The sequence below is a fragment of the Streptomyces sp. NPDC088923 genome (assembly GCF_044749745.1).
Classification (GTDB): domain Bacteria; phylum Actinomycetota; class Actinomycetes; order Streptomycetales; family Streptomycetaceae; genus Streptomyces.
On record NZ_JBIVIO010000001.1, the window covers coordinates 1,905,846 to 1,930,891 of the forward strand.

29 protein-coding genes and 1 tRNA gene are annotated in these 25,046 nt (G+C 74.1%); 10 read left to right on the plus strand and 20 right to left on the minus strand.

Annotated features, from left to right (window positions below; genetic code table 11):
• Positions 1-6 precede the first annotated feature (6 nt).
• Together ACIP4O_RS08580 and ACIP4O_RS08585 are read right to left on the minus strand one after the other, a co-directional pair.
• Positions 7-225: a zinc ribbon domain-containing protein gene (locus ACIP4O_RS08580; protein WP_401572982.1), complete on the minus strand. Its 219-nt coding sequence runs from the start codon at positions 223-225 to the stop codon at positions 7-9.
• A 93-nt stretch (positions 226-318) separates the two neighbouring features.
• The gene (locus tag ACIP4O_RS08585; protein WP_401572984.1) at positions 319-1,746 is read right to left on the minus strand and encodes a hypothetical protein; all 1,428 of its coding nucleotides are present in this window, start codon (positions 1,744-1,746) and stop codon (positions 319-321) included.
• Between the two features lie 240 nt (positions 1,747-1,986).
• Between ACIP4O_RS08585 and ACIP4O_RS08590 the strand changes: the two genes are divergently transcribed.
• Positions 1,987-2,058, plus strand: a tRNA-Val gene (locus ACIP4O_RS08590).
• 146 nt (positions 2,059-2,204) lie between these two features.
• Here ACIP4O_RS08590 and ACIP4O_RS08595 read toward each other — a convergent pair.
• Positions 2,205-2,579 carry a VOC family protein gene (locus ACIP4O_RS08595; RefSeq protein WP_361322081.1) on the minus strand — a complete coding sequence of 125 codons (375 nt, stop codon included), beginning with the start codon at positions 2,577-2,579 and terminating at the stop codon, positions 2,205-2,207.
• A gap of 490 nt (positions 2,580-3,069) precedes the next feature.
• On the opposite strand from ACIP4O_RS08595, the gene ACIP4O_RS08600 reads away from it, so the two are divergent.
• Positions 3,070-3,252 carry a hypothetical protein gene (locus tag ACIP4O_RS08600; RefSeq protein WP_401572986.1) on the plus strand — a complete coding sequence of 61 codons (183 nt, stop codon included), beginning with the start codon at positions 3,070-3,072 and terminating at the stop codon, positions 3,250-3,252.
• A gap of 58 nt (positions 3,253-3,310) precedes the next feature.
• Here ACIP4O_RS08600 and ACIP4O_RS08605 read toward each other — a convergent pair whose 3' ends face one another.
• The 9 genes from ACIP4O_RS08605 to ACIP4O_RS08645 all read right to left on the minus strand — a co-directional run bounded on the left by ACIP4O_RS08605 (position 3,311) and on the right by ACIP4O_RS08645 (position 11,282).
• Positions 3,311-3,811, minus strand: coding sequence for an HD domain-containing protein (locus tag ACIP4O_RS08605; protein WP_401572988.1), 501 nt, complete (start codon positions 3,809-3,811; stop codon positions 3,311-3,313).
• Positions 3,812-3,977: 166 nt separating this feature from the next.
• Complete coding sequence (locus ACIP4O_RS08610) at positions 3,978-4,799, minus strand: enoyl-CoA hydratase/isomerase family protein (protein WP_401572990.1); 822 nt, start codon at positions 4,797-4,799, stop codon at positions 3,978-3,980.
• A complete protein-coding gene (locus ACIP4O_RS08615; RefSeq protein ID WP_401572992.1) occupies positions 4,796-6,064 on the minus strand; it encodes a cytochrome P450 in 1,269 nt (422 codons plus the stop codon). Before ACIP4O_RS08615 ends, ACIP4O_RS08610 begins: the two co-directional genes overlap by 4 nt.
• Before the next feature lie 294 nt (positions 6,065-6,358).
• Complete coding sequence (locus tag ACIP4O_RS08620; protein ID WP_401572994.1) at positions 6,359-7,732, minus strand: cytochrome P450; 1,374 nt, start codon at positions 7,730-7,732, stop codon at positions 6,359-6,361.
• Positions 7,733-7,958: 226 nt separating this feature from the next.
• Positions 7,959-8,585 (minus strand): ATP/GTP-binding protein, encoded by a 627-nt coding sequence (locus ACIP4O_RS08625; protein WP_361322065.1) that lies wholly within the window; start codon positions 8,583-8,585, stop codon positions 7,959-7,961.
• Positions 8,560-8,934 carry a DUF742 domain-containing protein gene (locus ACIP4O_RS08630; RefSeq protein ID WP_401572996.1) on the minus strand — a complete coding sequence of 125 codons (375 nt, stop codon included), beginning with the start codon at positions 8,932-8,934 and terminating at the stop codon, positions 8,560-8,562. Before ACIP4O_RS08630 ends, ACIP4O_RS08625 begins: the two co-directional genes overlap by 26 nt.
• A complete protein-coding gene (locus ACIP4O_RS08635; protein ID WP_401572998.1) occupies positions 8,931-9,332 on the minus strand; it encodes a roadblock/LC7 domain-containing protein in 402 nt (133 codons plus the stop codon). The genes ACIP4O_RS08630 and ACIP4O_RS08635 overlap by 4 nt, the downstream gene beginning before the upstream one ends.
• Complete coding sequence (locus ACIP4O_RS08640) at positions 9,329-10,531, minus strand: ATP-binding protein (RefSeq protein ID WP_401573000.1); 1,203 nt, start codon at positions 10,529-10,531, stop codon at positions 9,329-9,331. Before ACIP4O_RS08640 ends, ACIP4O_RS08635 begins: the two co-directional genes overlap by 4 nt.
• A 376-nt stretch (positions 10,532-10,907) precedes the next feature.
• Positions 10,908-11,282: a hypothetical protein gene (locus ACIP4O_RS08645; protein ID WP_401573002.1), complete on the minus strand. Its 375-nt coding sequence runs from the start codon at positions 11,280-11,282 to the stop codon at positions 10,908-10,910.
• Between the two features lie 81 nt (positions 11,283-11,363).
• On the opposite strand from ACIP4O_RS08645, the gene ACIP4O_RS08650 reads away from it, so the two are divergent.
• On the plus strand, positions 11,364-11,579 hold the full coding sequence (locus ACIP4O_RS08650) for a DUF2277 domain-containing protein (protein WP_401573004.1): 216 nt from the start codon (positions 11,364-11,366) through the stop codon (positions 11,577-11,579).
• Positions 11,580-11,591: 12 nt separating this feature from the next.
• On the opposite strand, the gene ACIP4O_RS08655 is transcribed toward ACIP4O_RS08650, so the two are convergent.
• Positions 11,592-12,389: a DUF4097 family beta strand repeat-containing protein gene (locus ACIP4O_RS08655; protein WP_401573006.1), complete on the minus strand. Its 798-nt coding sequence runs from the start codon at positions 12,387-12,389 to the stop codon at positions 11,592-11,594.
• Positions 12,390-12,447: 58 nt separating this feature from the next.
• Positions 12,448-13,095, minus strand: a complete 648-nt coding sequence (locus tag ACIP4O_RS08660) for a DedA family protein (protein WP_401573008.1) — start codon at positions 13,093-13,095, stop codon at positions 12,448-12,450.
• 236 nt (positions 13,096-13,331) lie between these two features.
• Here ACIP4O_RS08660 and ACIP4O_RS08665 point away from each other — a divergent pair, with 236 nt between their 5' ends.
• The gene (locus ACIP4O_RS08665; RefSeq protein WP_401573010.1) at positions 13,332-14,174 is read left to right on the plus strand and encodes a superoxide dismutase; all 843 of its coding nucleotides are present in this window, start codon (positions 13,332-13,334) and stop codon (positions 14,172-14,174) included.
• 42 nt (positions 14,175-14,216) lie between these two features.
• Here ACIP4O_RS08665 and ACIP4O_RS08670 read toward each other — a convergent pair whose 3' ends face one another.
• Both ACIP4O_RS08670 and ACIP4O_RS08675 read right to left on the minus strand, forming a co-directional pair.
• Positions 14,217-15,971: an alkaline phosphatase D family protein gene (locus ACIP4O_RS08670; protein ID WP_401573012.1), complete on the minus strand. Its 1,755-nt coding sequence runs from the start codon at positions 15,969-15,971 to the stop codon at positions 14,217-14,219.
• A gap of 163 nt (positions 15,972-16,134) precedes the next feature.
• Entirely contained in the window at positions 16,135-16,755 is a 621-nt protein-coding gene (locus ACIP4O_RS08675; protein ID WP_401573898.1) for an HNH endonuclease family protein, read from the minus strand.
• A 400-nt stretch (positions 16,756-17,155) separates the two neighbouring features.
• On the opposite strand from ACIP4O_RS08675, the gene ACIP4O_RS08680 reads away from it, so the two are divergent.
• The 3 genes from ACIP4O_RS08680 to ACIP4O_RS08690 all read left to right on the plus strand — a co-directional run bounded on the left by ACIP4O_RS08680 (position 17,156) and on the right by ACIP4O_RS08690 (position 19,865).
• Positions 17,156-18,283, plus strand: coding sequence for a DUF6183 family protein (locus ACIP4O_RS08680; protein ID WP_401573014.1), 1,128 nt, complete (start codon positions 17,156-17,158; stop codon positions 18,281-18,283).
• Positions 18,284-18,474: 191 nt separating this feature from the next.
• Positions 18,475-19,065, plus strand: coding sequence for a TMEM165/GDT1 family protein (locus ACIP4O_RS08685; protein WP_361322033.1), 591 nt, complete (start codon positions 18,475-18,477; stop codon positions 19,063-19,065).
• Between the two features lie 146 nt (positions 19,066-19,211).
• Entirely contained in the window at positions 19,212-19,865 is a 654-nt protein-coding gene (locus tag ACIP4O_RS08690) for an HAD-IA family hydrolase (RefSeq protein WP_401573016.1), read from the plus strand.
• A 33-nt stretch (positions 19,866-19,898) separates the two neighbouring features.
• On the opposite strand, the gene ACIP4O_RS08695 is transcribed toward ACIP4O_RS08690, so the two are convergent.
• Positions 19,899-20,180: a peptidoglycan-binding protein gene (locus ACIP4O_RS08695; RefSeq protein WP_401573018.1), complete on the minus strand. Its 282-nt coding sequence runs from the start codon at positions 20,178-20,180 to the stop codon at positions 19,899-19,901.
• Here ACIP4O_RS08695 and ACIP4O_RS08700 point away from each other — a divergent pair.
• A complete protein-coding gene (locus ACIP4O_RS08700) occupies positions 20,164-20,517 on the plus strand; it encodes a hypothetical protein (RefSeq protein ID WP_401573020.1) in 354 nt (117 codons plus the stop codon). The genes ACIP4O_RS08695 and ACIP4O_RS08700 overlap by 17 nt on opposite strands.
• A gap of 465 nt (positions 20,518-20,982) precedes the next feature.
• Here ACIP4O_RS08700 and ACIP4O_RS08705 read toward each other — a convergent pair whose 3' ends face one another.
• On the minus strand, positions 20,983-21,552 hold the full coding sequence (locus ACIP4O_RS08705; protein ID WP_401573022.1) for a GNAT family N-acetyltransferase: 570 nt from the start codon (positions 21,550-21,552) through the stop codon (positions 20,983-20,985).
• 142 nt (positions 21,553-21,694) lie between these two features.
• On the opposite strand from ACIP4O_RS08705, the gene ACIP4O_RS08710 reads away from it, so the two are divergent.
• Together ACIP4O_RS08710 and ACIP4O_RS08715 are read left to right on the plus strand one after the other, a co-directional pair.
• A complete protein-coding gene (locus ACIP4O_RS08710; protein WP_401573024.1) occupies positions 21,695-22,423 on the plus strand; it encodes a hypothetical protein in 729 nt (242 codons plus the stop codon).
• A gap of 5 nt (positions 22,424-22,428) precedes the next feature.
• Positions 22,429-23,178 (plus strand): translation initiation factor IF-2, encoded by a 750-nt coding sequence (locus ACIP4O_RS08715; protein ID WP_401573026.1) that lies wholly within the window; start codon positions 22,429-22,431, stop codon positions 23,176-23,178.
• Positions 23,179-23,405: 227 nt separating this feature from the next.
• Here ACIP4O_RS08715 and ACIP4O_RS08720 read toward each other — a convergent pair whose 3' ends face one another.
• Entirely contained in the window at positions 23,406-23,807 is a 402-nt protein-coding gene (locus ACIP4O_RS08720; protein WP_401573028.1) for a DUF1992 domain-containing protein, read from the minus strand.
• 139 nt (positions 23,808-23,946) lie between these two features.
• Positions 23,947-24,621 carry an O-methyltransferase gene (locus ACIP4O_RS08725; RefSeq protein WP_401573030.1) on the minus strand — a complete coding sequence of 225 codons (675 nt, stop codon included), beginning with the start codon at positions 24,619-24,621 and terminating at the stop codon, positions 23,947-23,949.
• Positions 24,622-25,046: the final 425 nt, after the last annotated feature.

Sequence of the window (25,046 nt, forward strand, 5' to 3'; positions counted from 1 at the left end):
GGCCGCTCAGCCGCAGCAGCCGCCCCCGCAGCAGCCGCCGCCCCCGGCCTGCGGCGCGGGCGCGGCACCGCCCGGGGCCCGGCCGCCCACGGCCACGGTCGACAGCAGCTTGACGGTGTCCGCGTGCCCCGCGGGACAGCTCGCGGGAGCGCCTGACTCGGCCATGGGACGGTTCAGTTCGAAGGTGTCGCCGCAGGCACGGCAGCGGTACTCGTATCGAGGCATGCGGACAGGGTACGGGCGCCCGCGGGGCGGGGCGAGAGCGCGCGGGGCGCGGGGAAGACGGCGCGGGACGGGCGGCCCCGTACCCGTACCGCCTCAGCTCCCGCCGCGCTCCTCGCGGATCAGCTCCACGACCCGTGCCGCCGTCGCGCGGACGGCCTCCGTCTCGCGCAGGAACTGCCAGTAGTCCGGGTGGTGGCCCTCCAGGGCCGTCACCGCCCGGTCCAGGCGCGCCACCGCGTCGTCGAGCGGGCGGGCGTGGCGCGGGTCCGGGGTCTGGCGGCCCGTCATCGCGAGCCGCTGCGCGTCCCGCACCGCGAAGCGTGTGCGCTCGATCTCGCGCTGCGGGTCCTTCGCGACCTCGTTGAGCTGCCGCAGCCGGTCCCCGGCGGCCGAGACCGCCTCGTCCGTCTCGTCGAGCAGCGCCCGTACGGTCGCGAGCAGCGCGGTCGCGTCGGCCCAGTGCTGCGCCTCGCGGGCCTGCCGCGCCTCCGCGAGCTTCGTGCCCGCCTGCGCCACGTGCTTCGCCGCCTCCTCCGGTACGTGCTGGAGGTCCTGCCAGCACGGCGCGGTGAACCTGCGCCGCAGCTCACTGAGGACCGGCTCGACCTGCGCGCTCCGCGTCGTCAGCGCCTCCGCCCTGGTCCGCAGCGAGACGAGCCGCCGGTCGATCTCCCCGGCCCGCTCGGGCAGCCGCTCCGCCTCCGCGCGCAGCGCCTCCGCCTCGCGCCGCACTCGGTCCGCGCGCTGGATCGTCTCCGCCACGCCGTGCCGCGCGGCGCCCTCGTTGAGCCGGGTCAGCTCGGGGGCGAGCGTCGCGAGCCGCGCGGCCAGGTCGTCGGCGCGCAGCCCCTGGGCCCGTACGGTGTCGAGCGCGGTCGTCGTGGCGAGCAGCGACTGCTTGGCGCGCTCGACGGCGGGGGCGAGCCGCGCGAGCTGCGTCTCGGCCTTGCCGAGCAGCGGCCCGAGGCTCTCCGCGAACCGGTCGAGGTCGGCCTTGACCCGCTTCAGCTCGTCCTTCGCGCCGTCCAGCGCGCGCCGCGCCCGCGAGGCCGCCGCGCCGTCCAGCTCGTCGCGGTCGAGGTCCACGGCGTCGACGGCGGCGATGTACGTACCGCTCGCCTCGTCGATCTTCCGGCCGAGCGCGGCGAAGTCGGAGACCGCGCGCTGCCCGGCGGGGGTGTCGTCGACGGCGGAGATCGTCTCGATCGAGATGCGCAGATCGCGCTGCGCCGTGTCCAGCTCGTAGAAGGCGCTCGCGGCGGCGTCCTTCGCGGCCTGCGCCTCCGCGCGTCTGCTCTCGCCGCGCCCGCCGCCGCCGAACCAGCGCCGCGAGCCGCCTCCACCGCCGGTGAGGGCGCCGGGGAGCGTGACGAGGAGGGGCAGGGGGAGCAGCAGGCCCAGCGCCAGGAGGTCGCGCAGGGGGGAAGGCGCGGGGCGGGCCCCGGAGCGTGCCGGAGCAGCACCCGCCCCGGGCCGCCGTGCCGCCCGCCCGGTGCACGACCGCCGAGGTGTCGCCGTCACAATCCCTCTCCCGTGCCGCGTCTCGCTTGCTCGTTTCATTCTCCCATCCAGGAGGACGAACGCGCGGGCGGAAAAGTTCGCGGCAGCGGGGGCCGCTTGTGACGGGTGGTGCGGGCCGCCCAGCGCGCGAGCCGGCCCCGCGCCCCACGATGACGCGCCCCTCCGTCCTCACCCGGGGTTTTCCCCACCGGGCCCTGTCCCGCCCCCCGCCCCGGGCAAGGTAGGCTGTCGGCTCGACCCGGGCGCGTAGCTCAGGGGTAGAGCGTCGCCCTTACAAGGCGAATGTCGGCGGTTCGAAACCGTCCGCGCCCACCGGGAGAAGTGACAGGCGCAAGCCGATTTCGGCCCCCCGGCCCGTTGTGGCCGGGGGGCCTTCCCCTGTCCGGCGGGCCCACGGAACGTCGACCCGCGCGCTCTCGGGGAGAGCCGGAACCGTGGCGGCGCCCGTCGTGGGCCGGTTACAGATACGGGCGGGTGAGCAGTTCGATCGCGTGGCCGGCGGGGTCCTTGAAGTACACCCCCCGGCCGCCGTGCTCGTTGTTGATCTCGCCCGGCCTTCGCATCCGCGGGTCCGCCCAGTGCGTGATCCCGCGCTCGCGCAGTCGCTGATACGCGCGGTCGAACAGTTCGTCGTCGACCAGGAACGCGTAGTGCTGCATCTGGATCTCCACCGGCGGCTCCGCGAACTGCAACAGCACGCCGTCGGAGAGCTGGACATTGGTGAAGGGGCCCCAGGACGGGGCTTCGGAGAGCTCCAGCAACTCCCGGAAGAAGCGGGCCGACTCGGCGCGGTCCCTGGCGGCGACGATGGTGTGGTTGAACGTGGCCGGCATACGGCTGACTCCTAGGCCCTGTCGTCAAATTCCCGTCTGCCGCGCGACGCCATGCACGCTCCCCCAGCCTGGCGGCCGGGAGGTGCCCCCACTCGCCGCGCCGCCCCCAGACCCAAGTACGTCCAGTACGAGGGCCTGGGGGCGGCACGCCGAGAGCACGCACCTGACGCCCCGCGGCCGCCCTCCGGGCGACGACGGGAATTTGACGACAGGGCCTAGGTGGTCCGGCACGGGAAACGGGCTCGTGGTGCGCGCTCGTGGCGTGCGGGAGCCCGGGGGACCGCGTGCGGGACGGAGTGGGGGCGCGGTGCCGCGTCCCCGCGGTGGGATCAGCCCCCCACCGGGTCGCCGATCCATGGGTGGCGCAAGGCCGGTCCGGTGTTCACGCCGAGGACCCTACGCGGGGGGCCCGCGACCACAACGGGCGTCGCGCGGCGGGTAGTCGGGGTGGACGGGTCTTTCCCGTGCCGTCGTGGGTACGCGCGGAGGCATGAGGCGGTTCTTGCGGTGGGTGCTGGCGGCGGTCGTGGTCGGGGGAGTCGTGGCCGTGGTGATGTCCGCGATCACGGGGGAGTGGGGGTGGGACTTCGGGTTCCGGTGGGCCGTCGTCTCCCTCGTGTACGGGGGCGTCGCGCCCTTCGTGGGACCGTCGCGGCGACGAGTCGCGCGGTAGGCCTGTCTTCGATCTCGCCTCGTCGGCCGCGCGGCAGGGGCGAGATCGAAGACAGGGCCTACGCCGGCAGTTCCTTCAGCAGGTCCGGGTTCACCGTCGTGACGATCGCCGCGATGTCCTCCGGGCGGGCGGCGGTCCACAGAATGGCCCGCGCCGCGCGGTATTTGGCCGCCAGCCGCTCGGCCCGCGCCGCGGGGAGGCGGGCCGTGCGGTCGGGGCGGCTGTTGTGGGCGTTGTCCGCGATCTTCACGAGGGTGGCGAGCGGGTCGGCCGCGATATGGCGGATCTTGTCCTCGTAGGCGAGCCCCGGGACGTTGGTCACGGCCTCGACGAGCGCGACGACCCGGTCGGGGACCCCGGCCGCGCGCAGGCGCCCGGCGGTCCACGCGGTGTCCTCGATGACGTCGTGCAGCAGCCCGGCCACCTGGAGATCGGGGCCGAAGGCGGCGAGCCCGGCGGCCACGGCACGGACGTGTGCGATGTACGGCACGCCGATCTTGTCGACCTGCCCGGCGTGGGCGAAGGCGGCGAGGGCGTCGGCCTGGGCGACGGTTGTCATGGCGCCAGTGTCCCGCGACCGAGGTGGTGAGGGGCGGTCCGGGAGCGAGTCCGGGGAGGGCGATCCGCGGGAGGTGGGCGAACCGCCGACATTCGCCTTGTAAGGGCGGAGCTCCACGGCTGAGCCGTGCGCGGCCCCCGGGCTTCGTCGGCCGGGGGCCGCCGGGTCAGCGGCGGGACTCGGTGAGGGCCAGGGCCATCAGTTCCGGGTCCAGGAGGCTCGCGTCGGCCAGGCGGGTCGGGGCCGCGTGGGCGTTGAAGAGCGTCTTGGTCAGGCGCAGCGCGGTGGGGGAACGGCGCAGCAGCGGCCTGACCCAGGCGAGGACAGCCGCGTCCAGGCCGGTCTCCGGTACGACCCGCTGGAGGATCGACAGGCGCAGCGCCTCCTCGGCCCCGACCACGCGGGCCGTCAGGACGAACTCACGGACGCGGGCCGCGCCGGCCTCGTTGATGAGGCGGGGCAGGAGGCCGCCCCAGGCGACCGGCAGCCCGAGGGCCAGTTCGGGAAGCCGGAAGCTCGCGGTCTCGGCACCGACCCGCAGGTCGCAGGCGAGCGCGAGGGCGAATCCGGCGCCGATCGCACGTCCCTGGACGCGGGCGATGGTCACGGCGGGTCCCGTGCTCAGCGCCTCGCACACGCGGCGGGCCCGTGCGCCGGAGAGGCGTACGGCGCCCCCGGCCGGATCGTCGGCCATGTGTGCGGAAAGTTCGTGGCGGTCGCCGCCGAGACAGAAGTCGGGCCCGGCGCCGGTGAGGACGACGACCTTCGTCGTGGTGTCCTGGGCGTCGAGCACCTCGTACAACTCGTCGAGCATGGTGTCCGTGACGGCGTTGCCCCGCTCCGGTTCGCGCAGTTCCACGAGGAGCAGGCCGCCCTCGCGGCGCGTGCGGAGGGTTTTGCGGTCGCTGTCCAGGGGGAGGAGGGACAGCGGGGACGGCGGCTGGGGCGTGACCGGTGGTGCTCCGGCGGACTCCGGCTGGCTGGTCATATCTGGACGTCCAGGGAGACGAGTCGGCGGAAGACGAGGCGGGTGTCGTCGAACACCGGAGGCGTGACCGCGTGCAGTGTGGGGAAACGTTTCAGCACTTGTCCGAGAAGCTCCTGGGCCTCAAGCCGGGCCAGACCGGCCCCCAAGCAGTAGTGAAGGCCACCCCCGAAGGAGAGGTGGCCGCCCCGCCGCAGCGGGTCGAAGGTGTCCGGGTCGGGGTTGCGGCGCGGATCGTGCGCCGCGGCCCCGTACATCACGTGGACCGTCGTGTCGCGCGGGATGGGGACACCGGCGAGGACGAGGTCCTCCGAGGCGACGCGGGAGTTGATCGAGATGGGCGGGTCCCAGCGCAGCGCCTCCTCGACCGTCGACGCGATGTGCTCCGGGTGCGCGCCGAGCCACGCGGCGCGGGTCGGGTCGGCGGTGGCGAGGTGGACCGCGTTGCCCATGAGGACCGAGCTCGTCTCCAGTGAGGCGATGGTGACGAACATGGTGAGGTCGTAGATGACCTGGTCGGCGGCGGCGCGGTCGCCGCCGGACAAGGCGTCGAAGTGGGCGGTCCACCGCGTGAGCGCGTCGTCGCCGGGCCTCGCGCGGTGCTCGCGGATGAGCCTCGTGAAGAACTCCCGCATCTCCAGCGTGGCCTGCTCGGAGACGGCGAGCTGCGTTCTGGAGGGCAGCAACTCCTGCGCGTAGACCTGGCGGTGGGTGAAATCGAGGAGATGGGCGTGATCGGCGCGGTCGATGCCGATCCACTCGCCGACCGAGCGCACGGGGAGCTGCTCGCCCACGATCCGCATGAAGTCGGCGTGCCCCTCGGCCCTGAGCTCGGCCTCCAGGTCGTCGAGGAGCGAGGAGACGAGCGTGGCGATCATGGGGCGCAGGGCTTCGACCGAGGCACGGTCGAAGGGGGTGCCGACGGCGCGTCGCTGGCAGGTGTGCGCCGGGGCGTTGAGCCGGGGGAGGGTACGGGTCATCTCGCGGGTCGCGAGGTCGGCCCAGCGCTCGGGGTTGCCCTGGCGCTCCTGCCAGGCGAAATCGGTGCTCTGCCATTTCCTGCCGCGCAGCACCTCGTTGCAGGCGTCGAAGCCGACCACGAAATAGCCGCCCCAGGGTGCGGGGACGAGGTCTCCCAGTTCGTGGAGGGCGGCCCACACGGGGCGCGGGTTCGCCGTTCCCTCAGCGCTGCGAAGCCGCTTCAGCAGGGGGATGACGGCGCGGCGGCTGACGGTGGAGGTGCCGGGGTGATGGCCTACGGCGTTCACGCATAGCTCCTTCGGCTAAGGCTGCCGGTACCGGCGGAACCTACCCTTCCTGTCCGTGCGTCATGCGCCACTGTGTGTTTCCTCTGTCACATGCGGTGTTTTCGGCCTCGCCAACACCGTGAACCATGCCCCTTTTTCACTGCTTCTGTCACGATTCGTTCCGCGCCCGGCCGTGGTGCGGAGGCCTTGGGCAGCGGCCTCCGCACCACGAAACCCGTGTGCCGGAGTTGGGCCTGATGTGTCACCAGGTGATGAGTGATCAGGTCGCACGCCCGGTGCCCGCACCCGGGGGAGTCAGGCGCGGAAGACGTCGAGGAAGGCCGACCAGAAGCCCTTCTTGCGGGCCGGTTCCCGCGTACCTCCCGTGCCGCCGACGCCCTCCGCGCCGCTCGCCTCGCGCGCGGCGGCGGTGCGGGGCCCGCGCTGCTCGCCGGGCGCCGGCTGGGGGCGGTGCGCGGCCATGCGGGTCGCAGGGGAGGGACTGAAGTTCACCGGCAGCGAGACCAGCGCCCGGTGGAAGGGGCCGGGGCGCCAGCGCAGGTCCCGCTCGGGGACGGCGAGCGAGAGATCGGGCAGCGCGTTGAGCAGCCGTTCGATCGCGGCGCTCGCGATGACCTGCGCGGGGTCCTTGGCGGGGCAGGCGTGCGGGCCCGCGCCCCAGGCGAGGTGCGCTCCCTTGCTCTGGTTGCCCCGCGCCTCGGCGAGCCGGGGATCGCCGTTGGCCCCCGCGAAGGAGATGAGCACGGGAGTGTTCGCCTCGGCGATGTGCCCGCCGAAGTCCACGTCCTGCACCGGGTAGTGGGCCGCGTAGTTGGCGATCGGGGACGCGTTCCACAGCACGTGATCCATCGCCTCCTCGATCTGCGGCCCCGAGTCGTGGCCGCCGGAGGCCGAGAGCATGAGCAGCAGGGTGTTGCCGATGAGGTTGCGCTCCGGCTCGACCCCTGCGCCCATCATCATGACGAGCTGGTCGTTCAGCTCGGCGTCGGTGAGTCCGGCCGGGTGCTGGATGAGCCAGGAGGTGATGTCGTCACCGGGCTGGCGCCGCTTGAGGGCGATCAACTCCATGAGACAGGCGGTCAGTTCCTCGTTGGCCCGCAAGGGATCGCGGCCGTCGAAGATCGCCGACATCGAGGAGGTGAGGGTGTCGCCGATGTCGGCGGGGCAGCCGAAGAGCTTGTTGAAGAGGAGCAGCGGCAGCAGCTTGGCGTAGTCGGAGAGCAGGTCCGCCCGGCCCCGCTCGCTGAACTGGTCCAGGAGGTGGTCCGCGATGGGCTCGACCTCGCGGCGTATCCGGCTCATGTTGAGCTTGGCGAGGCTGTCGGTGACGGCCTTGCGCAGCCGCAGGTGCGTGGAGCCGTCGCTGAACATGGTGTTGGGCCGGTAGCCCAGCATCGGCAGGAGCGGGTTGTCGGCGGCGATGCGGCCTTCGACGAGATCCCGCCAGCGGCGCGAGTCACGCGGGAACAGTTCGGTGTTGCGCAGCACTTGGAGAGCGGTGCCGTGGTCGACGACGAGCGTGCCCTCGATCCCCGGGGCCAGCTCGACGGCCCCGGCGGCGCCCTCGGCGCGCAGCTTCTCGTAGACCTGGCGCGGGTCGGCGGCGAAGGCCGCGTCGTGCATGGGGCATCCGCCGCCGGTCGGGGCGGACGCGCGGGGAGCGTTCATCGGACTTCCTTCATGAACCGGGAGGGGGCTCCCGGGGAGCGAGGGGGAAGCGGCCCGGGGGAGGGCCGCGTGGACGGGGGGTGCGGGCGGGGCGGCGGCGGTTCGTGTCCCGGGAAGTCCCGGGAAGGACGGCGCCGTCCGGGCTCGCGGGCGCCGGGCCCGTACGCGGGGGAAGGCCCCGCTCCCGCCGTACGGGCAGGGCCGGCCCGTACGGCGGGAGACGCGGTCAGGCCGCGTGTTCGAGGAGGTGGCGGACGAGCGCGATGAGCGCCTGCGCCGAGGAGCGCTGATCGCGCGCGTCGCAGACGATCACCGGCGTGTCCGGAAGCAGGTCGAGCGCTTCACGCACCTCCTCCGTGCTGTAGGAGGTGCCGGCGTCGAAGGAGTTGACGGCGACCGCGTACTCCAGGCCGTAGCTCTCGATCAGGTCGATGACCGGGAAGGTCTGCTCCAGGCGCGAGGGGTCGACGAGCAGCAGCGCGCCGAGCGCGCCGCGCGCCATGTCCTCCCACAGCTGCATGAAGCGCTGCTGGCCGGGCGTGCCGAAGAGGTAGAGGACGAGGTCCTCGCTCAGGGTGAGCCGCCCGAAGTCGAGCGCGACGGTCGTCGTGCTCTTGTCGCCCGTACCGCGCAGGTCGTCCACGTCGACGGAGGCGCGGGTCATGCGCTCCTCGGTGCGCAGCGGGGTGATCTCCGAGAGCGAGCCGATGAGGGTCGTCTTGCCCACGGCGAAGTGCCCGACCACCAGGATCTTCGCGGCGTTGGTCACCGCGCTGGGGACGTAGATGGAGCGCGGGGCGGCTCCGGCGGAGGCCACAGCGGGTGTCTCAGCCGATGAGGGATTGGAGTCCATTGAGAACCTTCTCCAGAGTCGCTCTGTCAACGTGCTGGGCCCGGGGCGGTTCGGCTCGGCGCATGAGGTGGCCCTGCCGCGCGAGGTCGGTGAGGAGTAACCGCACGACGCCGACGGGCAGCCCGAGGTGGCCGGCGACCTCGGCGACGGAGAGGTAACCCCCGCCGCACAGTTCCCAGATCGCCCGGGTCTCGGGACTGGCGCCGAGCGGCAGGGTGCGGTCGGGGGCCAGCGTCACCAGGGTGTGCAGCGCCAGGTCCTCGGGGGCGGGCAGTTCCCTGCCGCCGGTGATGACGTACGAGCGGACGAAGTCGCTCGTGACGGAGGCCTCCTCGTCGGGGGCCGTCATACGCCGACACCGTTGTCAGTGCGCGGGGCCACGCTCATCGCCTTCGCGAGCGCCGTCACCGTCTTCTGCATCCGGAAGGACACGGCCTCCATGTCGACGTCGACCGCGGCCGATACGGCGAGGTAGGCGCCCGAGCCCGCGGCGATGAGGAAGATCCAGCCGCCGTCGTACTCCAGCAGCGTCTGCTTCCAGAGGCCGTTGCCCGCGCCGACGAAGGGCGCGACCGCGCGGCTGAGCGACTGCATGGAACTCATCGCGGCCGCGTTGGTCTCCGCGTCGTCGCGGGATATCTCGTCGGAGCGCTGGAGCAGCAGCCCGTCACCCGAGACAAGGATCGCGTGGCGGGCGCCGCGCACTTCCAGCACGTCGTTCAGCACCCATGACAGGTCGGTGTTCACGGCTGATCTGGTCCTTCCAAGGAGGTCGTGCTCCGCCCGAGCTGGGTGCCCCGTGCGAAGGCGCCGAGGCGGGAAGCGGTCACTTCACTGGACTGTTCCGGTGCCGTCGCCTCACTCGCCGCGGGCTCGGGGACGACCGAGATGGCGCGCTGGCGGCGGCTGCGCTTGGGGAGCCCGCCGGAGGTGCGGCCCACGATGTGCGAGGGGCCGACCGGTACGGGCGCGAGGCGCTGCGGGGCCTCCTCCGCCCGCTCGGAGTCCTGCTGGGCCACGGGCTCGGCGGGGGCCGCCGACTGAGCGCTGAGGAGCTCTTCCGGTACGCGGATCACGGCACGCACGCCTCCGTAGGGGGACACCGAACCGACCGAGACCGCGAAGCCGTAGCGGGTCGCGAGCATCCCGCACACCGCGAAGCCGAAGCGGGGCGGGTCACCGAGCTTGGTGATGTCGATGGTCTCCTGGGACGAGAGGAGCGCCGCCGCCCGGTCCTTGGTCTCCTGGTCCATGCCGAGGCCCGCGTCGTCGACGATGAAGCAGATGCCGGTGGGCACGGTCTGGATGTTCACCTCGACCGGGGTGCCCGGGGCGCTGTACGCCGTCGCGTTGTCGAGCAGCTCGGCGAGCACGACGGCGAGCGGTTCGACCGCCTTGCTCACGACCTGGGCGCTGACCTGGGCGTGCACGCTGACCCGCCCGAAGCCCTTGATGCGGCCCTGGGCGCTGCGGGCGACGTCGTAGACGTTCGCGGGGGTCTGGCGGCGGCCGAGCCAGCCGCCGCACAGCACCGAGATGCCCTTGGCGCGGCGCCCGATCTGGCTGCCCGTGTGGTCGACCGACATGAGGTCGGCGAGCATCTCGGAGTCGTCGCCGTACTTCTGGAGCAGCCCGTCGAGCAGGAGCTGCTGTTCCTCGGCGAGGGACTGGAGCGTGCCCATCGCCGATTTCAGGACGGCCTTGGTGGAGGACTCGGCGTCCGCGCGGACGTCCGCGAGTTCGCCGCGGTGCCGGTCGGCCAGGGAGGCGGTTCTCGCCTCCAGGTGCGCGACGTCCCCCCTGGCCCGGCCGAGTCCCGCCTCCAACTCGGCCTTCGCTTCCCTGAGCGAGAGGTTGGTCCTGCGCGCCCGCAGCACGGCCACAACCGCGACCGCGAGCACTACCAGCGAGAACCACAGCAGCGGATCTCGGAAAAATGAAGTCATGAGACTCTCTTCAACTCGCACCGCGCGAGGACGGGGACGGGTCCTCCGGGGCACCGCGCGGGGTCGTGCGTCGTGGCGGGTGGCGCGGAGCCGCCTGGCGTATTCCGTCCCGCGCCCTCGGGCGACGGGGCCTTTGAGACTGTCCCCCGCACGCGCATGACGCGTCGTCAGCCTACTGAAAGTCTGATGATCGTATCAGTCGAGGCTTGAGTCATTGGACGGTTGCGCGCATCGGGCGGCGACTCTCACCTCATCTGCACCAGTTCGGTGTGACGGGTGAGGAACGGTGCTGCTCAGGGCCGGAGTTGAGGGCCGCGAGGCAAAGGTTGCGGTCGGTCGGGTGTGGGGGTTGGGGAGGTCTGTGGGGGCTGTGCGGTCAGCTCTCCGGCGGGGCGGGGCTCTCCGCGGGGGCGGGCCGTGGCGCCGTCGGTGCGGGTGCGTGCTTGAGGCGGCTGCGGGCCTCCGTGCGGCGCTCCTGGGCGACCTCGGCCCAGTAGGGGTGGGAGGTCACGAAGACGGCCAGCTCGAACTCATGGGCGCGCAGCTTGCTGACGAGCGCCTGGTCCTCGGCGCCCCAGCCCGGTGAGGCGGGCCGCTCCACGCGACGCCACCCGTTGTCGTCGCTGAAGCCGTCGTGCGGCGCCACCGACCAGGGCAGCCGCCGCAGCAGCTCGCGCAGCTCCGCCCGCACCTGGTGCAGTTCCTCCTGGCCGGTGCGGAGGTCGTCGGGGAAGTCTCGGGTCTCTGCCACGTTCCGAATAGTACGCCTGTTCGATTTTTCGAAGCGAACGGAGCGGGCGACACGCCCCTACCGGCACGGCAGACTGTGCGCATGTGCCGAAACATCAAGACCCTGCGTCCCCCCGCCCAGCCCGAATGGGCCACCGGGGAAGAGATCCACGAGGCCGCGCTCCAGTACGTCCGGAAGGTCTCCGGCTTCCGCACCCCCGCCGCCCACAACCGGGAGGTGTTCGAACAGGCGGTCGCCGAGGTGGCGCGGGCCACGGCCGAGCTCATGGCGGGCCTCGAGGTGAAGGGGCAGGGCTGAGCGGTCGCCGGCTCAGCCCGTGCGGACCTCCGTGTCACCGTTCACCGTGCGCAGCGTGAGGTGGTGGTCCGGGTCCGCAGCGGACGCGTCCGGCAGGTCGTTCACGGTGCGTCCGTTGACCGTCGTGGCGCGCACCGCGTACGGCGGCGGGTCGGCGGGAAGGGTGACGCGCACGGAGCCGTTGCGGGTCGTGCCGCTCAGCAGGTCGGGTGAGGTGGTCGTACGCAGGTCGACGTCGCCGTTGACGGTCTCGGCCTCCACGCGCCGAGCCGCGAGGCCCGTGGCCCGTACCGAGCCGTTGCGGGTCGCGAGCCGCTGGAGCGCGTGGGCCTCGCCCGCGTCCCGCACGACCACGTCCCCGTTGACGGTGTCGAGCCGCAGGGCGCCGCGCACGTCCGTGACCTCCACGCCCGCGTTCCGTGCCTCCACCCTCACGGCGGTCCCGCGCGGGACACGGACGAGCGGCATCCGGCCGCAGTCCTCGTGCGCGGCCCCCGCACACGGCAGGTCGAGGACGCGGGTCTTCCCGTCCGCGCTCCAGCGGGCCCCGGTCCCGTCCGCGACGCGCACGACCGACGTGTCCGTCCCGACGATCCGGACCCCGCCTTCCGTCGTGACGATCAGGCGCCCGCCCTCCGGTACCTCGCGCGCGTCCCCCGAGGCCGCCCCCGAGCCGCCGCACGCCACCGCGGCCACGCTCAGCACGAGCGCGGGCAGCACGCGCGTCCCGTACCGCCGCACGGCGAGGGAGACGGTGGGCTCGGCGGGGGTTCCTGTTCGGGCCGGGTGGGGTGCGTCGGATCGCTGCATACGGAGCGTGTGCCCAACCCCGCCGCGTTCAGCGGCTGTTCCGTACGGCAGGCCCGGCTCAGCTCTGCGGCGCGTTCCGTCCCGCACGCGGGCCCGGGGCCGAGGGGGCGGGACGGCGCATGAGGAAGGCCGCTCCCGTGCCGGCGGCGAAGAGGGCCGCCACCGAGATCGCCGTGCCGAACCAGTTGGCGCCGAGCCACTGGCCGCCGAAGTAGCCCAGCGCCACGCTGTACGCGGCCCAGGCGACGCCCGCGACCGCTGACCAGGGCAGGAAGTCCCGGGTACGGCGGTGGGCCGCGCCCGCGACGAGGGAGACGACCGAGCGCCCCGCGGGGGCGAAGCGGGCCAGGATGACGAGGGCCCCGCCGCCCCGCGCGAGCGCCCAGCCCAGCCGCTCCTGCGCGCTGCTCAGTTTGCGGGAGCGGGCGATGGCCCGGTCCAGGCGCGCGCCACCGCGCAGCGCGAGCCGGAAGGCCAGCAGGTCCCCGAGCACGGAGGCCACCGCGGCGCAGGCGGCGAGCAGCACCACGTGCGGGATCTGGCTCACGTGCGGGCTCGCCGAAGCCGTCGCGGCGGCCGCCGTCGCCGCCATCACGACCAGCACACCGCTGGGCAGTACGGGGAGGAACACGTCGAGCGCGACCGAGAGCGCGATGACCGCGTACATCCACGGGCTGCCGGTCAGCGGCCCCAGGCTCTCGAACACCGAAAACTCCCGGTCATGGACAGCGCCACGCTGTCGCACGAGGGGCGGCAAGGGCGATCGGATCTCAGCCATACAGCGTACGCGGACTGATCACAGGGAGCTTTGCCGGGGGGTGCGCTTGTAGGACATCTCACGTTCACCCACGTGCCCCACCCGAGCGGCGCCCGGCGGCCGCGTCCCGTACGAGTGAAGGCACCGCAGGTAAGCGAACGGGGACCGAGCGCGAGGAGCAGCAGATGGTGTCAGGAAGGGTCGCCGGGGCCGTCGCCGCGGCCGTGCTGGCGGCGGCCGGGGCGAGTGGCCAGGCAGTCGCCGTACCGACAGGGCCGGGCACCAGGCCGGAACCGCCTCGGCCCGCGGCGGACCGGGAGGCGGTGGGCGCGCCCGCGCACGGCCCGCTCCCCTCCTCCTACCTGCGCCCGGCCGCGCCCCCGGCCAGGCCCGCGCTGCGCCCGCTGCCGCGCCCGGCCGCCGGCACCACGGTGCGACCGGCGGTCCAGGGCGTACGGGCCGGGACCGCGCCCGCCGACACGGAGCCCGTCGCGCCGGTCGTCCCGCTCACGGAATCCGCGCCCGCCGCACCCGGAGAGTCCGGGGCCTATCAGCTGCTCCTCGGCTCCCGCTTCTCCACCGTGCCGAAGGCGCTCGTGCCCGCCGCGGACCTCCCGAAGGCGCTCACCTACAAGCCCTCGCTCGTCCCGGCGGGCGCGGGCGTCCGGGTCGAGCAGCGCACCGACGGCGAGGGCACCCGCGTCACGCTGCGGGTCACCGGCCTCAAGGCGGGCCACCACTACGGGGCGCACGTGCACACCGGTGTCTGCGGCGCCGACCCGGCCGCCGCGGGCGGGCACTACCAGCACAGGGCGGACCCGCGGCGCCCCTCGACCGGCCCGGCGTACGCCAACCCCCGCAACGAGGTCTGGCTCGACTTCACCGCCGACGCCCTCGGCGACGGCACCGCGACCGCCACGCACCCCTGGGGCTTCCGCCCCGGCGGGGCCCGGTCGATCGTCCTCCACGAGGCGGCCGGAGCGAGCGAGCGGGCCGCCTGCGTCTCCGTACCCTTCGGCGGGCGGTGAGGAGCGCTTCCGCGGGCGGCGGCGGGAGGGCCGTCCCCGGCCTCAGTCGCGGTGCAGCCGGGTGCGCGTCACCTCCCGCAGGGCGGCGCGTCCGCCCCGTACCACCGCCTTCTCCAAGGTCAGCTCGGCCGTCCGGCCGCGCAGGTCGAGGGTCATGAGCTGATTGCCGAACCACGGCCCGCCGCCGCGCCGCCAGCGCACGGCGGGCCGTGGCACGCGTCCGTGCCGGGCGAAGAGCCCGCCGAGCGCGCGCCCGGTGCCCGTCCACCCGAAACGGAACCCGAAGCGCATCGCGAGCGGCACCGAGTTGTGCACGGGCGAGCACGTGAGCTGGTACACCGGGCTGCCCGGCACCGCCTCTTCCTCGCGCGGCCACCCCGCAGCGCCCTCGCGCGGCCAGCGGGCCTCGGCGACGTAGGCGTGGTGCACGTCGCCCGACAGGACACTCACCGTCGCGGGCGCCTCAGGCCCCTCCCGTATCTCCGCGATCAGGCCCGCGAGCGCGCCGAAGGAGCGGGGAAAGGCCGCCCAGTGCTCCAGGTCGGCCGCGCGCCGCAGGTACTCGCCGCGCCCGGCCCAGCGCGCGCCCCGTTCCCCGCCGCACAGCGCCGAGTCCCAGCTCTCCAGGTCGTGGATCAGGTGCGGGAGGAGCCAGGGCAGCGAGGTGCCGAGCAGGAGATGGTCGTACGCGCCCCGGTCCTCGCGGACCTGTGCGCCCAGCCAGTCCTCCTCCTCCGGCTCGAGCATCGCGCGCCGGTCCTCCGCCAGCACCCGCGCGGCCCGCGAGTCGATCATGACGAGCCGGGTACGGCCGAGATCGCGCCGGTAGCTCCAGCGCACGGCGGCGGGATCGGCGTCCGCGCGCTCGGCGAAGGCGCGCAGCGCCTCGGTGCCGTCGCGGCCGGGCGCCGCGCGGATCGCGGCCAGGAGCGGGTCGGCGGCGAGATCGGCGGGGGAGAGGTTGCCGAGGTGCTGATGGACCCAGTACGACATCAGGCCGCTCAGAATCCGTTCGCGCCACCAGTCGGTCGCCCGCATCTCCGCGAGCCACTTGTCGCTCGTGTTCCAGTCGTCTATTACGTCGTGGTCGTCGAAGATCATGACGCTCGGGACCGTCGAGAGCAGCCAGCGGATCTCCGGATCGCCCCAGGACTCGGCGTAGAGCCGGGTGTACTCGGCGTAGTCGGTGACCTGCGCCCCGGGCGGGCGGTCCAGGTCGCGCCGCCGCCCCATCCACTCCCGCGTCGCCGGGGAGACCTCGTCCGCGTACACCTGGTCGCCGAGCAGGACGAGCAGCCCGGGGCGCTCGCCCGCGGGCTCCCCGGCGAGGCGGCGCGCGAGGGTGTCGAGGGCGTCGGGGCCCACCGGGTCCTTCTCCTCGGCCGGTGGCGCGGCCCAGCGGCAGGAGCCGAAGGAGATCCGGACGGGGGCCGCGGGGTCCTCGCTCGGCGTGCGGATCTCGGAAGGCGGGAACGCCGAACCCTCCTCGGGCCACACCCGTGCCTCGCCCCCGCCGCCGTCCGCCTCGACCGTCACCTCGTACGGCAACGCGGCACCGGGCGGGAGCCCGTCGAGGACGACGAGGGCGTAGTGGTGCCCGGCCACGCGGAAGGTCGCGGCCTCACCGGAGAAGGACGCGGGGGAGGCCGTGCTCCCCGTACCCGTACCGCCTCCCGCGCCCTCCGAAGGCAGCGCCCCGCGCACCCGTACCGTGCACGCCTCGTCCGTCTCGGCCCAGACGGTCGCCGACCTCGCGTCCACGTACCGCAGCACCGGCCCCAGCAGCAGCTTCGCCATCTCCGCCCGCCCTCCACGCTCGTCCTCGCCCCGCGCCTCCGCGCCTACCCGGTCGCTCGAACGGGACGCGTGTTTCTCGAACAGGGCGCGTGCCTCTCGAACGGAATCACTGGGGAGAACGGTGGGCGGGGAGGGGACGGTTCCCGCGGCGGGGAGGTCGGCCTCAGCAGCCGTTCAGCACTCCTTGGAGCGCGCTCTTCTCCGCCGAGTCGACGTCCAGGTCGTAGTAGTGCTTCACCTGGACCCACATGCGGGCGTACACGCAGTCGTACGAGGCGAGCGGGGGCATCCAGGTGGCGGGGTCCTTGTCGCCCTTCGACTGGTTGACGTTGTCCGTGACGGCGACGAGCTGGGGGCGCGTGAGGTCGTTGGCGAGGGCCTGGCGCTGCGCGGTGGTCCAGGAGCTCGCGCCCGAGCGCCACGCCTCGGCGAGCGGGACGACGTGGTCGATGTCCACGTCGGAGGCGGCCTTCCAGGTGGCGCCGTCGTACGGGGACTTCCAGGTGCCCGAGGTCGCCGAACAGCTGGAGTTCTGGGCGACGTTCGTGCCGTCACGCTTCAGCACGACCTCGCGGGTGTCGCAACTGCCCGACTGCGTGATCCAGTGCGGGAACGCGTCGCGGCTGTACCCGCTCATCGAGCCCGGCGAGGCGACCGTCAGCTCCGAGAGGTAACTCCGGGCTGTGGAGGCGGCGATGGGGGTCGGCGGAGCGGCCTGCGCGGCCGGACCCGCGAGGACGGAGACGGTGGTGAGCGCGGCGGTCAGGGCGCCGAGCGCGCCCAGCAGACGGCGGGGGCGACGGGTCGCCGGGCGGTCGTGACGCGCGTAGAGACGGGACGAACTGTCCTGACTTGAGGGCACGTTGACTCCTCGATGTGGGGGTGGGGCCGTCTTCAGGCCGTCTTCAGACTGGCGGCCCGGGGTTTCCGTGGGGTGGTCACCAGGTAACAGCGTGACGTCATGCGCACGTCACTACAAGGGTGGTGAGCGGCCGTCGGTCGTGCGCGGGCGTGCGGATGTCGCGCGCGGGGCGGGGGAGGTGTGGGGGCTTGGTGCGGAGGTGCGTGAGGCGGTTGCGGTACGGGCTCCGGGGGATGTGGCGCGCCGGACGCGTCCGTCGTGAGGGGCCCGCCGCCGGGAAATCCGCGCGCCGCCGTCTGTCCGCTCCTCGTACGCTCCCCGCATGAACGAGCGAGTGGCGGCGGTCCTGCGCGGGCTGGGCGACCGGGAGAGCGTGGCCGACGTGGGCGGCATGGCCGAAGCCGCCCTGGCGGCGGGCGAGGCCCGCTTCCTCGGCGACCTCGGGGTGGCGCTGGCCAGGAGCGGCGTCGACGCGTGGCAGCACCGGAACGTCTTCGGCCGCCTCCTCCGTCTGCTCTGCCTCACCCCGGGGCGCGAGCACGTCGAGGAGGCGGTACGGCTCGTCGACGCGACGAACGGGGCGACGCCCCCGTATCCCCGCCTCGCGGCGGCCCTCCTCGCCGAGGGACAGTCGCCGGCGGACCTCGGGGCGGTCTTCGCCGGGGGTGCCCGCGCGCACGCGCCGGAGGAGTCGCGGGCCTGTCTCGTCCACGAGCTGGTCCTACGCGGTGCGTTGCCGGGCGAGGTCCCCGCCCTCGACCGGTGGGCCCGGTCCCGGCACTGGCGTCACCACCCGCTCCGCCGGCTCCCGCTGGAACTGCTCACCGTCGAGAAGCGTCCGGCTCTCGCGTCCAACTCCTCGCGCGGCAGTTCCCGTTCACTGCCCGATCCGCGCCCCGGCGCCTCCCTGGCCCCCGCCCGGTCCGGCAGCCGTCCGCCGCTCGCGACGGAGCGGACCACCGAAGCCTTCCGCGCGAACGCCGGCGCGGCAGTCCACAACTGGTGCGCCGAGTCCAACGGCACGTACGAGAGCGGGCACTGGGAACTCTCCGCACCTGTCGCCGAGGCCGCCGTGCCCCTCCTCCTGCGCGGCCTCGGGCTCGGTTCGCTCGCCACCGCGAAGCCCCGCCGCCCGCTCGCGCTCACCCGCCCCACGCCCGAACAGGTGTGGGCGGTGCTCTTCGCGGCCGCCGCGCACGGCGGCGCGTACAGCGGAGGGGAGTACGGCGCCTACGGGCGACTCGCCGCCTGGCGCTCCTTCGCCGCGCTCGCGGGGGCGCCGGAGGACGCGGAGCCCGCGCACGTCGAGGAGATCGCGTACGGGTGCGCCTGGTACGGGTTCGCGGGCGTCACGAAGTGGTTCCGGATGGTCGCCTGGGATGTCGGCTTCGCCGCCGTGCGCCCGGACGGACGCGAACTGGCGGTGCTCGCGGCGACCGACACGGACTGAGGCGAGCGGCACGGACTGGGGCGAGCGGCACGGACTGGGGCGAGCGGCACGGACTGAGGCGAACCGCACGCCGTCCCTCGTATCCCGCCCCCTCGCCGCTGCGCTCCCCCTTCCCGGGAACCGGTACCTTCGGGGCCGGGTGCCGGGGTGGCTTCGCTCCGGGCCGCAGGGTGTCGCGGGAGGCGGGGAGTGTGTTCGATGTCGGGGTGGCCGCGCTGGCCTTCGGGGTGGTCGTGCTCGCCGAGTTGCCGGACAAGACGGCGCTCGCCGGGCTCGTGCTCGGCACGCGGTACCGCGCCTCGTACGTCTATGCCGGGATGGCCGCCGCCTTCCTGCTCCATGTCGTCCTCGCCATCGCGGCGGGCAGTGTGCTGACGCTGTTGCCCACGCGGCTGCTGCGCGCGCTCACCGGGGTGCTCTTCCTCGCGGGGGCCGCGTTCCTGCTGCTCCAGCGGCCGCCCGACGAGGCGGCCGTCGCCAGGGCGCGCGAGCCCGGCGGGCAGAGCTTCTGGCCGGTCGCGGGGGCCGGGTTCTCCTTCATCCTCGCCGCCGAGTTCGGTGACCTCACGCAGATCGTGACCGCGAACCTCGCCGCCAGCTACGCCGGCCAGCCGCTCTCCGTCGGGGTCGGCGCGGTCGCGGCGCTGTGGGCGGTGGGGGCGCTCGTCGTGCTCGGCGGGCGCGGGCTCATGAGGAAGGTGCCGCTCGGGCTCGTCACGAAGGCCGCCGTGCTCGTCATGCTCGTACTCGGCGCGTTCAGCCTCTTCGAGGCCGTCGCCTGAGCCGGGGCGCGGGGCGGGGGTGGTGTGGCGCCTCAGCGGCCCGTTTTGTATCGTGGCCGAACAAAGTGGTTCCGCCCGCAAACCCTGACCTGTGGGCGGGACCACTCTTGTTCTCCGCCCGTGTTCCCCGCGCCCCGAGGTGTGACATGCCGCGTACCGAGTTGCACGTCAAGGCCCTGCTCATCGACATGGACGGCACGCTCGTCAACTCCGACGCCGTGGTCGAGCGCGTCTGGCGGGCCTGGGCCCTGCGCCACGGGCTCGACCCGGAGCAGGTCCTGCGCGTCGCGCACGGGCGGCAGGGGTACGCGACCATGGCCGCGCTGCTCCCCGAACGCCCCGTCGAGATCAACCTCGCCGAGAACGAGGCCATGCTCGCCGAGGAGACCCGCGACACCGAGGGCGTCGTCGAGATCCCCGGCGCCGCCGCGCTCCTCGCCGTGCTCGCCCCGTACCCGCACGCCCTCGTCACCTCCGCCGACGTCCCCCTCGCCACCGCCCGGCTCACGGCCGCCGGGCTCGCGCTCCCCGCCGTACGGGTCACCGCCGAGGACGTCGGCGCGAGCAAGCCGGACCCCGAGGGCTTCCTCAAGGGCGCCGCCGCGCTCGGCGTGGACCCCGCCGAGTGCCTCGTCCTGGAGGACTCCGCCGCCGGTATCGCGGCCGGTCGCGCCGCCGGGGCCACGGTCCTCGGCATCGGCCCCCGCGCCGCGGCGTACGCGCCGGACCACCACGTCACGGACCTGCGCGCGGTACGGATCGAGGGCACGGCGGACGGCGTACGGGTCCGGCTCGGCTGACCCCGCGCGGCCTCGCCGCGGGGTCTGCCGCCGCTACCCCAGCTGCGGCGTCTCGCCCTCCAGCTTCGTCCGCGTGTCGGCCCCGTAGACCCCGTGCTCGTCGTCCGCTCCCCGGGTCACCTGGTACGTCGTCAGCGCGTACTGGAGTGTCCGGTCGAAGCGGCCGTCCTCGCGCCCCGGGTAGATGCCGACGGCCCGCAGCCGCGCCTCCAGCTCCGTGACCTCCGGGCCGCTGTCGCCCCTTCGCAGCACCGCCGCCGTCACACCCTCGGGCGGCCGCTGCTCGGACGGCCCCGCCGTGGGCGGCTTCCGCACCTCGCTACGGGTCGGGAGCGGCGACCCCGCCTCGCTCGCGCTCGCCGCCGGGGACACCGAGGCCGAGACGCCGGGGCTCGGCGTCGTGCCGGACGCCGAGGCGCTGGGCGACGACGAGGCCGACGCGGAGGGGGAGGCGCCGGTCGTGGGGGAGAGGGACGCCGAGGCGCTCGGGGACGGTGCCGCCCCGCCCGTACGCGCCGTGCTCGGTTCGGCCGCCGCCGCCGCGACGCCCGGCGCCGGTCCCGGCGTTGCCGGGTCCGAGGAGAACGCGCCGCCCGCGAGGAGCGCGGCGACCGCGCCGACCACCACGACGGCCGCCCCCGAGGCCACGTAGACCCCCCTGCGCCGCCCGCCGCCCCCCGGTTCCCCGTCCGGCTCGCCCGCGTCCGGAAGACCCGGCCCGGGGACGCGCGGCAGCCGCATCGTCGCCTCGGGGAGCGCCCCGCCGTACGTTGTGGGCTCCGGCTCCGCCCCGTCGTCCTCCTCGCCGACCGTCACGTACGGCCGCACCCGCAGCGGGCTGAACTCCTCGCCGTCCGCCCCGCACGCGCACGGCGCCCCGCCCTCGCGCGGCCTTCCGCACTCCGGACAGGGCTCCTGCCCGTGCTCCCGCGCGGCTCTCCCCGTCCGCTCGCCTTCCTGTTCGTGTCCCTGCTCGCGTCTGTGTCCGCGTTCCTGTTCGTGCACCGCAGTCCCCTCCCGGCCCCCTCAGCGATCCCCGCGATTATGCCGAGACTCCCTGAGCACCTGTCCGACCGGGCGAACCATGACAAGCCGTCAACCCACCGCGAGCCCGCCCTCAGACGGCCGCGTCCGGCGCCCGCGACCCCTCCGGCGTCACCGAGACCGTCCTCGGCACCTCCCGCGCGTCCAGTTCCTTCCTGAACCACCGCTGCGCGTACGTGTCCTCCCACAGCGGCCCCGTCTCCCGCCACCCGTGCCGCGTGTACAGCCCCCGCGCCTCCACCAGGTCGTGCCGAGTGTCGAGGTCCACGCGCCGCGCCCCGCGCTCCCGCGCCGCCGCCTCCGCCGCGCGCAGCAGCAGGCCGCCACCGCCCAGACCGCGGAACGCGGGACGCACGAACATCCGCGTCAGTTCCAGGGCGTGCGGGTCGAGACGGCTCGCCTTCAGCCCCACGCAACCGGCCGCCTCGTCCCCGTACCGCCCCACGAGCAGCAGCCCGTGCGGCGGCGCGAGCGGTGTGTGGTCGGAGGCGGCGAGCGCGCGGCGCAGTTCGCCCGGCTCCGTGTCGTGCCCCTCGCGCAGCCGGTACCAGCGGTCCGAGAGCTCCGTGTAGTACGCGCGCCACAGGTCGAGGGCGATCGGCGACTCGTGCGGTTCCGGGGCGATCGCCCAGCGTGCGTCCATCCTTCGATCCTCACCCACCGTGCCGGTTGTGGGCCAGCGGTTTTGACGCGCCGTTCGCGGCAACCCGGAGTGCTGAACGCAACACCCCGGGTCCGGGACAGGGACGCGGGTTCCGCCGGACTCATTCCCACGGAGGGCAAGCATGTCTCCCGCCTTGACAATCGTGTTGATCGTGGTGGTGGTCGTCGTCCTCGCCGCCGTCGCGTTCTTCCTCGTACGGCGCGGTGCCGGCGCCTCTGGCGGCTCGCTGCCGCGGCGCTTCGGCCCCGAGTACGACCGGGCCGTGCGCCACCACGACGGTGACAAGCGCGCCGCCGAGCAGGAGCTGAGGGAGCGCGTCAAGACCTACGGCTCGCTGCACGAGCACACCCCGGCCGCCGAGGAGCGCACCCGCCTCCTCGCCTCCTGGAGCACCCTCCAGGAGCGCTTCGTCGAGGCGCCGCGCGAGGCCGCGGCCGAGGCGGACCGGCTCCTCGCCGAGACCGCGACGGCCGTCGGCCACCCCGGCGGCGACCGGCACGCGGCCCGGCTCGACTCGCTCTCCGTCCACCACCCGCACCACGTCGACGGCTACCGCCGGCTCCGCGCCGCACTGAACCCCGCCGAGAGCGGCCACGAGAGCACCGAGGAACTGCGCGAGGCGCTGCTCGCCGCGCGCGGCCTCTTCGAGGACCTCATCGGCGCGGGCACCTCGGGGACGCGTACGGGGCGCGACACCGCACACCGCACCGAGCGCGCGAGCGAAGGCGCGCAGGGACCGGACACACCGCCCGCAGCCGGCACGGCACAGGCCCCGGCGCCGGGTATGGCCCCGGCCCCCGTCCCCGAAGCCACTGAGACCTACGAGGGCCACCAGGCCCGGAGGAGCTGACCGAGATGACCGCGATACTGCCCGACAAGGCCACGACCACCGGCTCCGGCGATTACGCCGCCACGAGCTTCCTGCCCGCCGACGCACGAGAACGCCTCGAACCGAAACTCCGCGAGGCCGTCAGCGAGTTCGTCGACTCGCCCGCCGAGGCCGTCGAGAAGGCCGACCGCCTCCTCGCCGAGATCGTCGAACAGCTCCACGAGGCCCTCGTCCACCGCCACGGTGAACTCCGCTCGGCGTGGGACGGCAAGGCAGGCGCGAAGAGCGCCCGGAGCACGGGCAGCACCGAGCGCACGCGGCACGACGACGGCGCGGGGTTCGGCGACGGCAAGGGGTTCGGCGACGGTACGCCGAGCGGCGCCGCTACGGGCCTGCGCAACGACCGCGCGGACCTGACCGGCGACCGCGCGGACCTGTCCGGCGACCGTGCGGACCTGTCCGGCGACCGTGCGGACCTGACCGGTGACCGGGACCGCACGGGGACGGCGCGCGACGCCGACCGCGACGGTACGGCCGACGACCGTGCCGGGCTCGCCGGCGCCGCCTCCGCGCGGAAGCCCGGCGCCACGACCGGCACGGAGACCGGCACTACGACCGGCGCCACGGCCGGCACGGAGACCGAGGCCGGTACCCGCGTGCCCGGCGAGGAGAGGACGGCCTCCCGCCCGGGGCACGGCACCGAGGCAGACACCGAGCGGCTGCGGCTCGCGCTCCAGGAGTACCGCGAGACGACGGAGCGCCTGCTGAGCCTGTGACGCGCCCCGTGCGCACGCACGGACGTCAGGGACCGCGCTCCCCGAGAGCCGGAAGGGGCGGACGACGGGTGGGACCCCGTCCTCCGCCCCTTCCTCATGCCGTGCGCGGCGGTGGGCCGCATGCCGTGAGCCGCCGCGGCCCGCTCCGGTGCCCGCTCCGGGCGACCCGGCGCCCGCGCGCGCATCGTCCCTCGTACGGGCGAAACCGGCCCCGTACCGGCGCCGCCTCAGGCGCCGCCGTCCCGCGCCGCCCGCCACCGCGCCGCGATCTCCTCCACGTCGTATGGGCTCAGCCGCAGCGGAGGGCCCTCCAGCGGGCCGCGCAGCGCCGCGCGGATCTTCTCGTTCAGCTCCGTGACCAGGCGCCGCGCCATCGCCTCGCTCGGTGCCTCTCGCGCGGCGGCGAGGGTGTCCTCGGCCTCCTTGCGCAGCGCCAGCGAGGGCGGCAGGTGGGAGAGGCCCTCGCGGGCCATCTTCCCCTTGATCCACCACGACTCGTCGTGGTGCGGCCCCTCGTCGGGCAGCGGCTTCCCGGCCAGGGCGCGGAACTCGCCGCGTTCCTCGGCCTCCCTGATCTGCCGGTCGATCCAGGACTCGAAGTCCAGACCGGGGGGTTTCCGCTCGGTCATGCCGTGGTCTCCGTCCGCCGTCGTCCTCGCGCGTACGCGCCCATTGTCCCCCGGGCGGTCACGCCGCGAAGTCCTTCGAACGGTCACCACGAGGACTCCTACGGGTGTTCAACCCCCCGGCGCTCGGCCCCCCCGGCGTTCAGCTCACGACGCGGGCCAGCGCGAAACCGTCGTACCCCTTGCTCCCCACCGTCTGCACCGCCGTCGCGCTCAGGCGCGGCTCGCGGGCGACGAGGTCGAGACCCGCGCGGGTGCCGATGACGCGCGGGTCGGTGCTGTCCGGGTCGATCACCTCGCCGTCGCGGGCGACGTTGTCGATGACGATGAGGCTGCCGGGGCGGGTCAGGGCCAGGGCCCACGTGACGTAGCCGGGGTTGTTGACCTTGTCCGCGTCGATGAAGACGAAGTCGAAGGGCTCCGGCTTCTCCCCGGCGAGCGCAGCGAGGCTGTCGAGCGCCGCGCCGACGCGGATCTCGACCGTCTCGCCGTACCCGGCGCGGTCGAGGTTGGCGCGTGCCACCTCGGCGTGCTTCGGCTCGTACTCCAGCGTGATCAGCTTCCCGTCCGCCGGGAGCGCGCCCGCGAGCCACAGCGTGCTGTAGCCGCCGAGCGTGCCGATCTCCAGGATGCGGCGGGCGCCCTGCGTCTCGGCGAGGAGGCGCAGCAGTTTGCCCTGGTTGGGCGCGACGGCGATGGGCGGCAGCCCGGCCGCGTCGCTCGCGCGCAGCGCCTCGGCGAAGAAGTCCTCGGCGGGGGCGAGCAGATCGGTGAAGTAGGTGTCGACGGCGGTCCAGGTCTGCGCGGGGTCGGGCACGGTGGCGCCTCTTTCGGTGGCTCTCGGATGGATCTCGGCGGCTCTCGGCGGGGAACGGGTGAGTTCCCGAAAGGAACTTACCATCAGGTCCTCCGGGCGGTCCCGGGCTTCCCGGCTGTCACGTAGGGTGACCACTCTGTTGCCGGGAAGGTGCGGCGGAAACCGGCCGCGAGCCGACGGCTACGCTTTCCCCGCCCCGAGCGGGGGCGAGGGGGAGTGTTCCGCGCCGTTCCGCGAGAATTCGGTAGGCGTCCGCTTCCTCGGTGGCGGACGACCTTGTCCAGATCCTCAGTTTTCGGCCAAAAGCCGGTCAAACGTGGTCAACGGCAAGGTGAAAGAGAAGAGGCTATGAGGCGAACAGGGGCCCGGCTGCGTCTGCGTACACGGGCGGCACGAGCCTCTGGGAGCACGGAGCGCGCCACCGA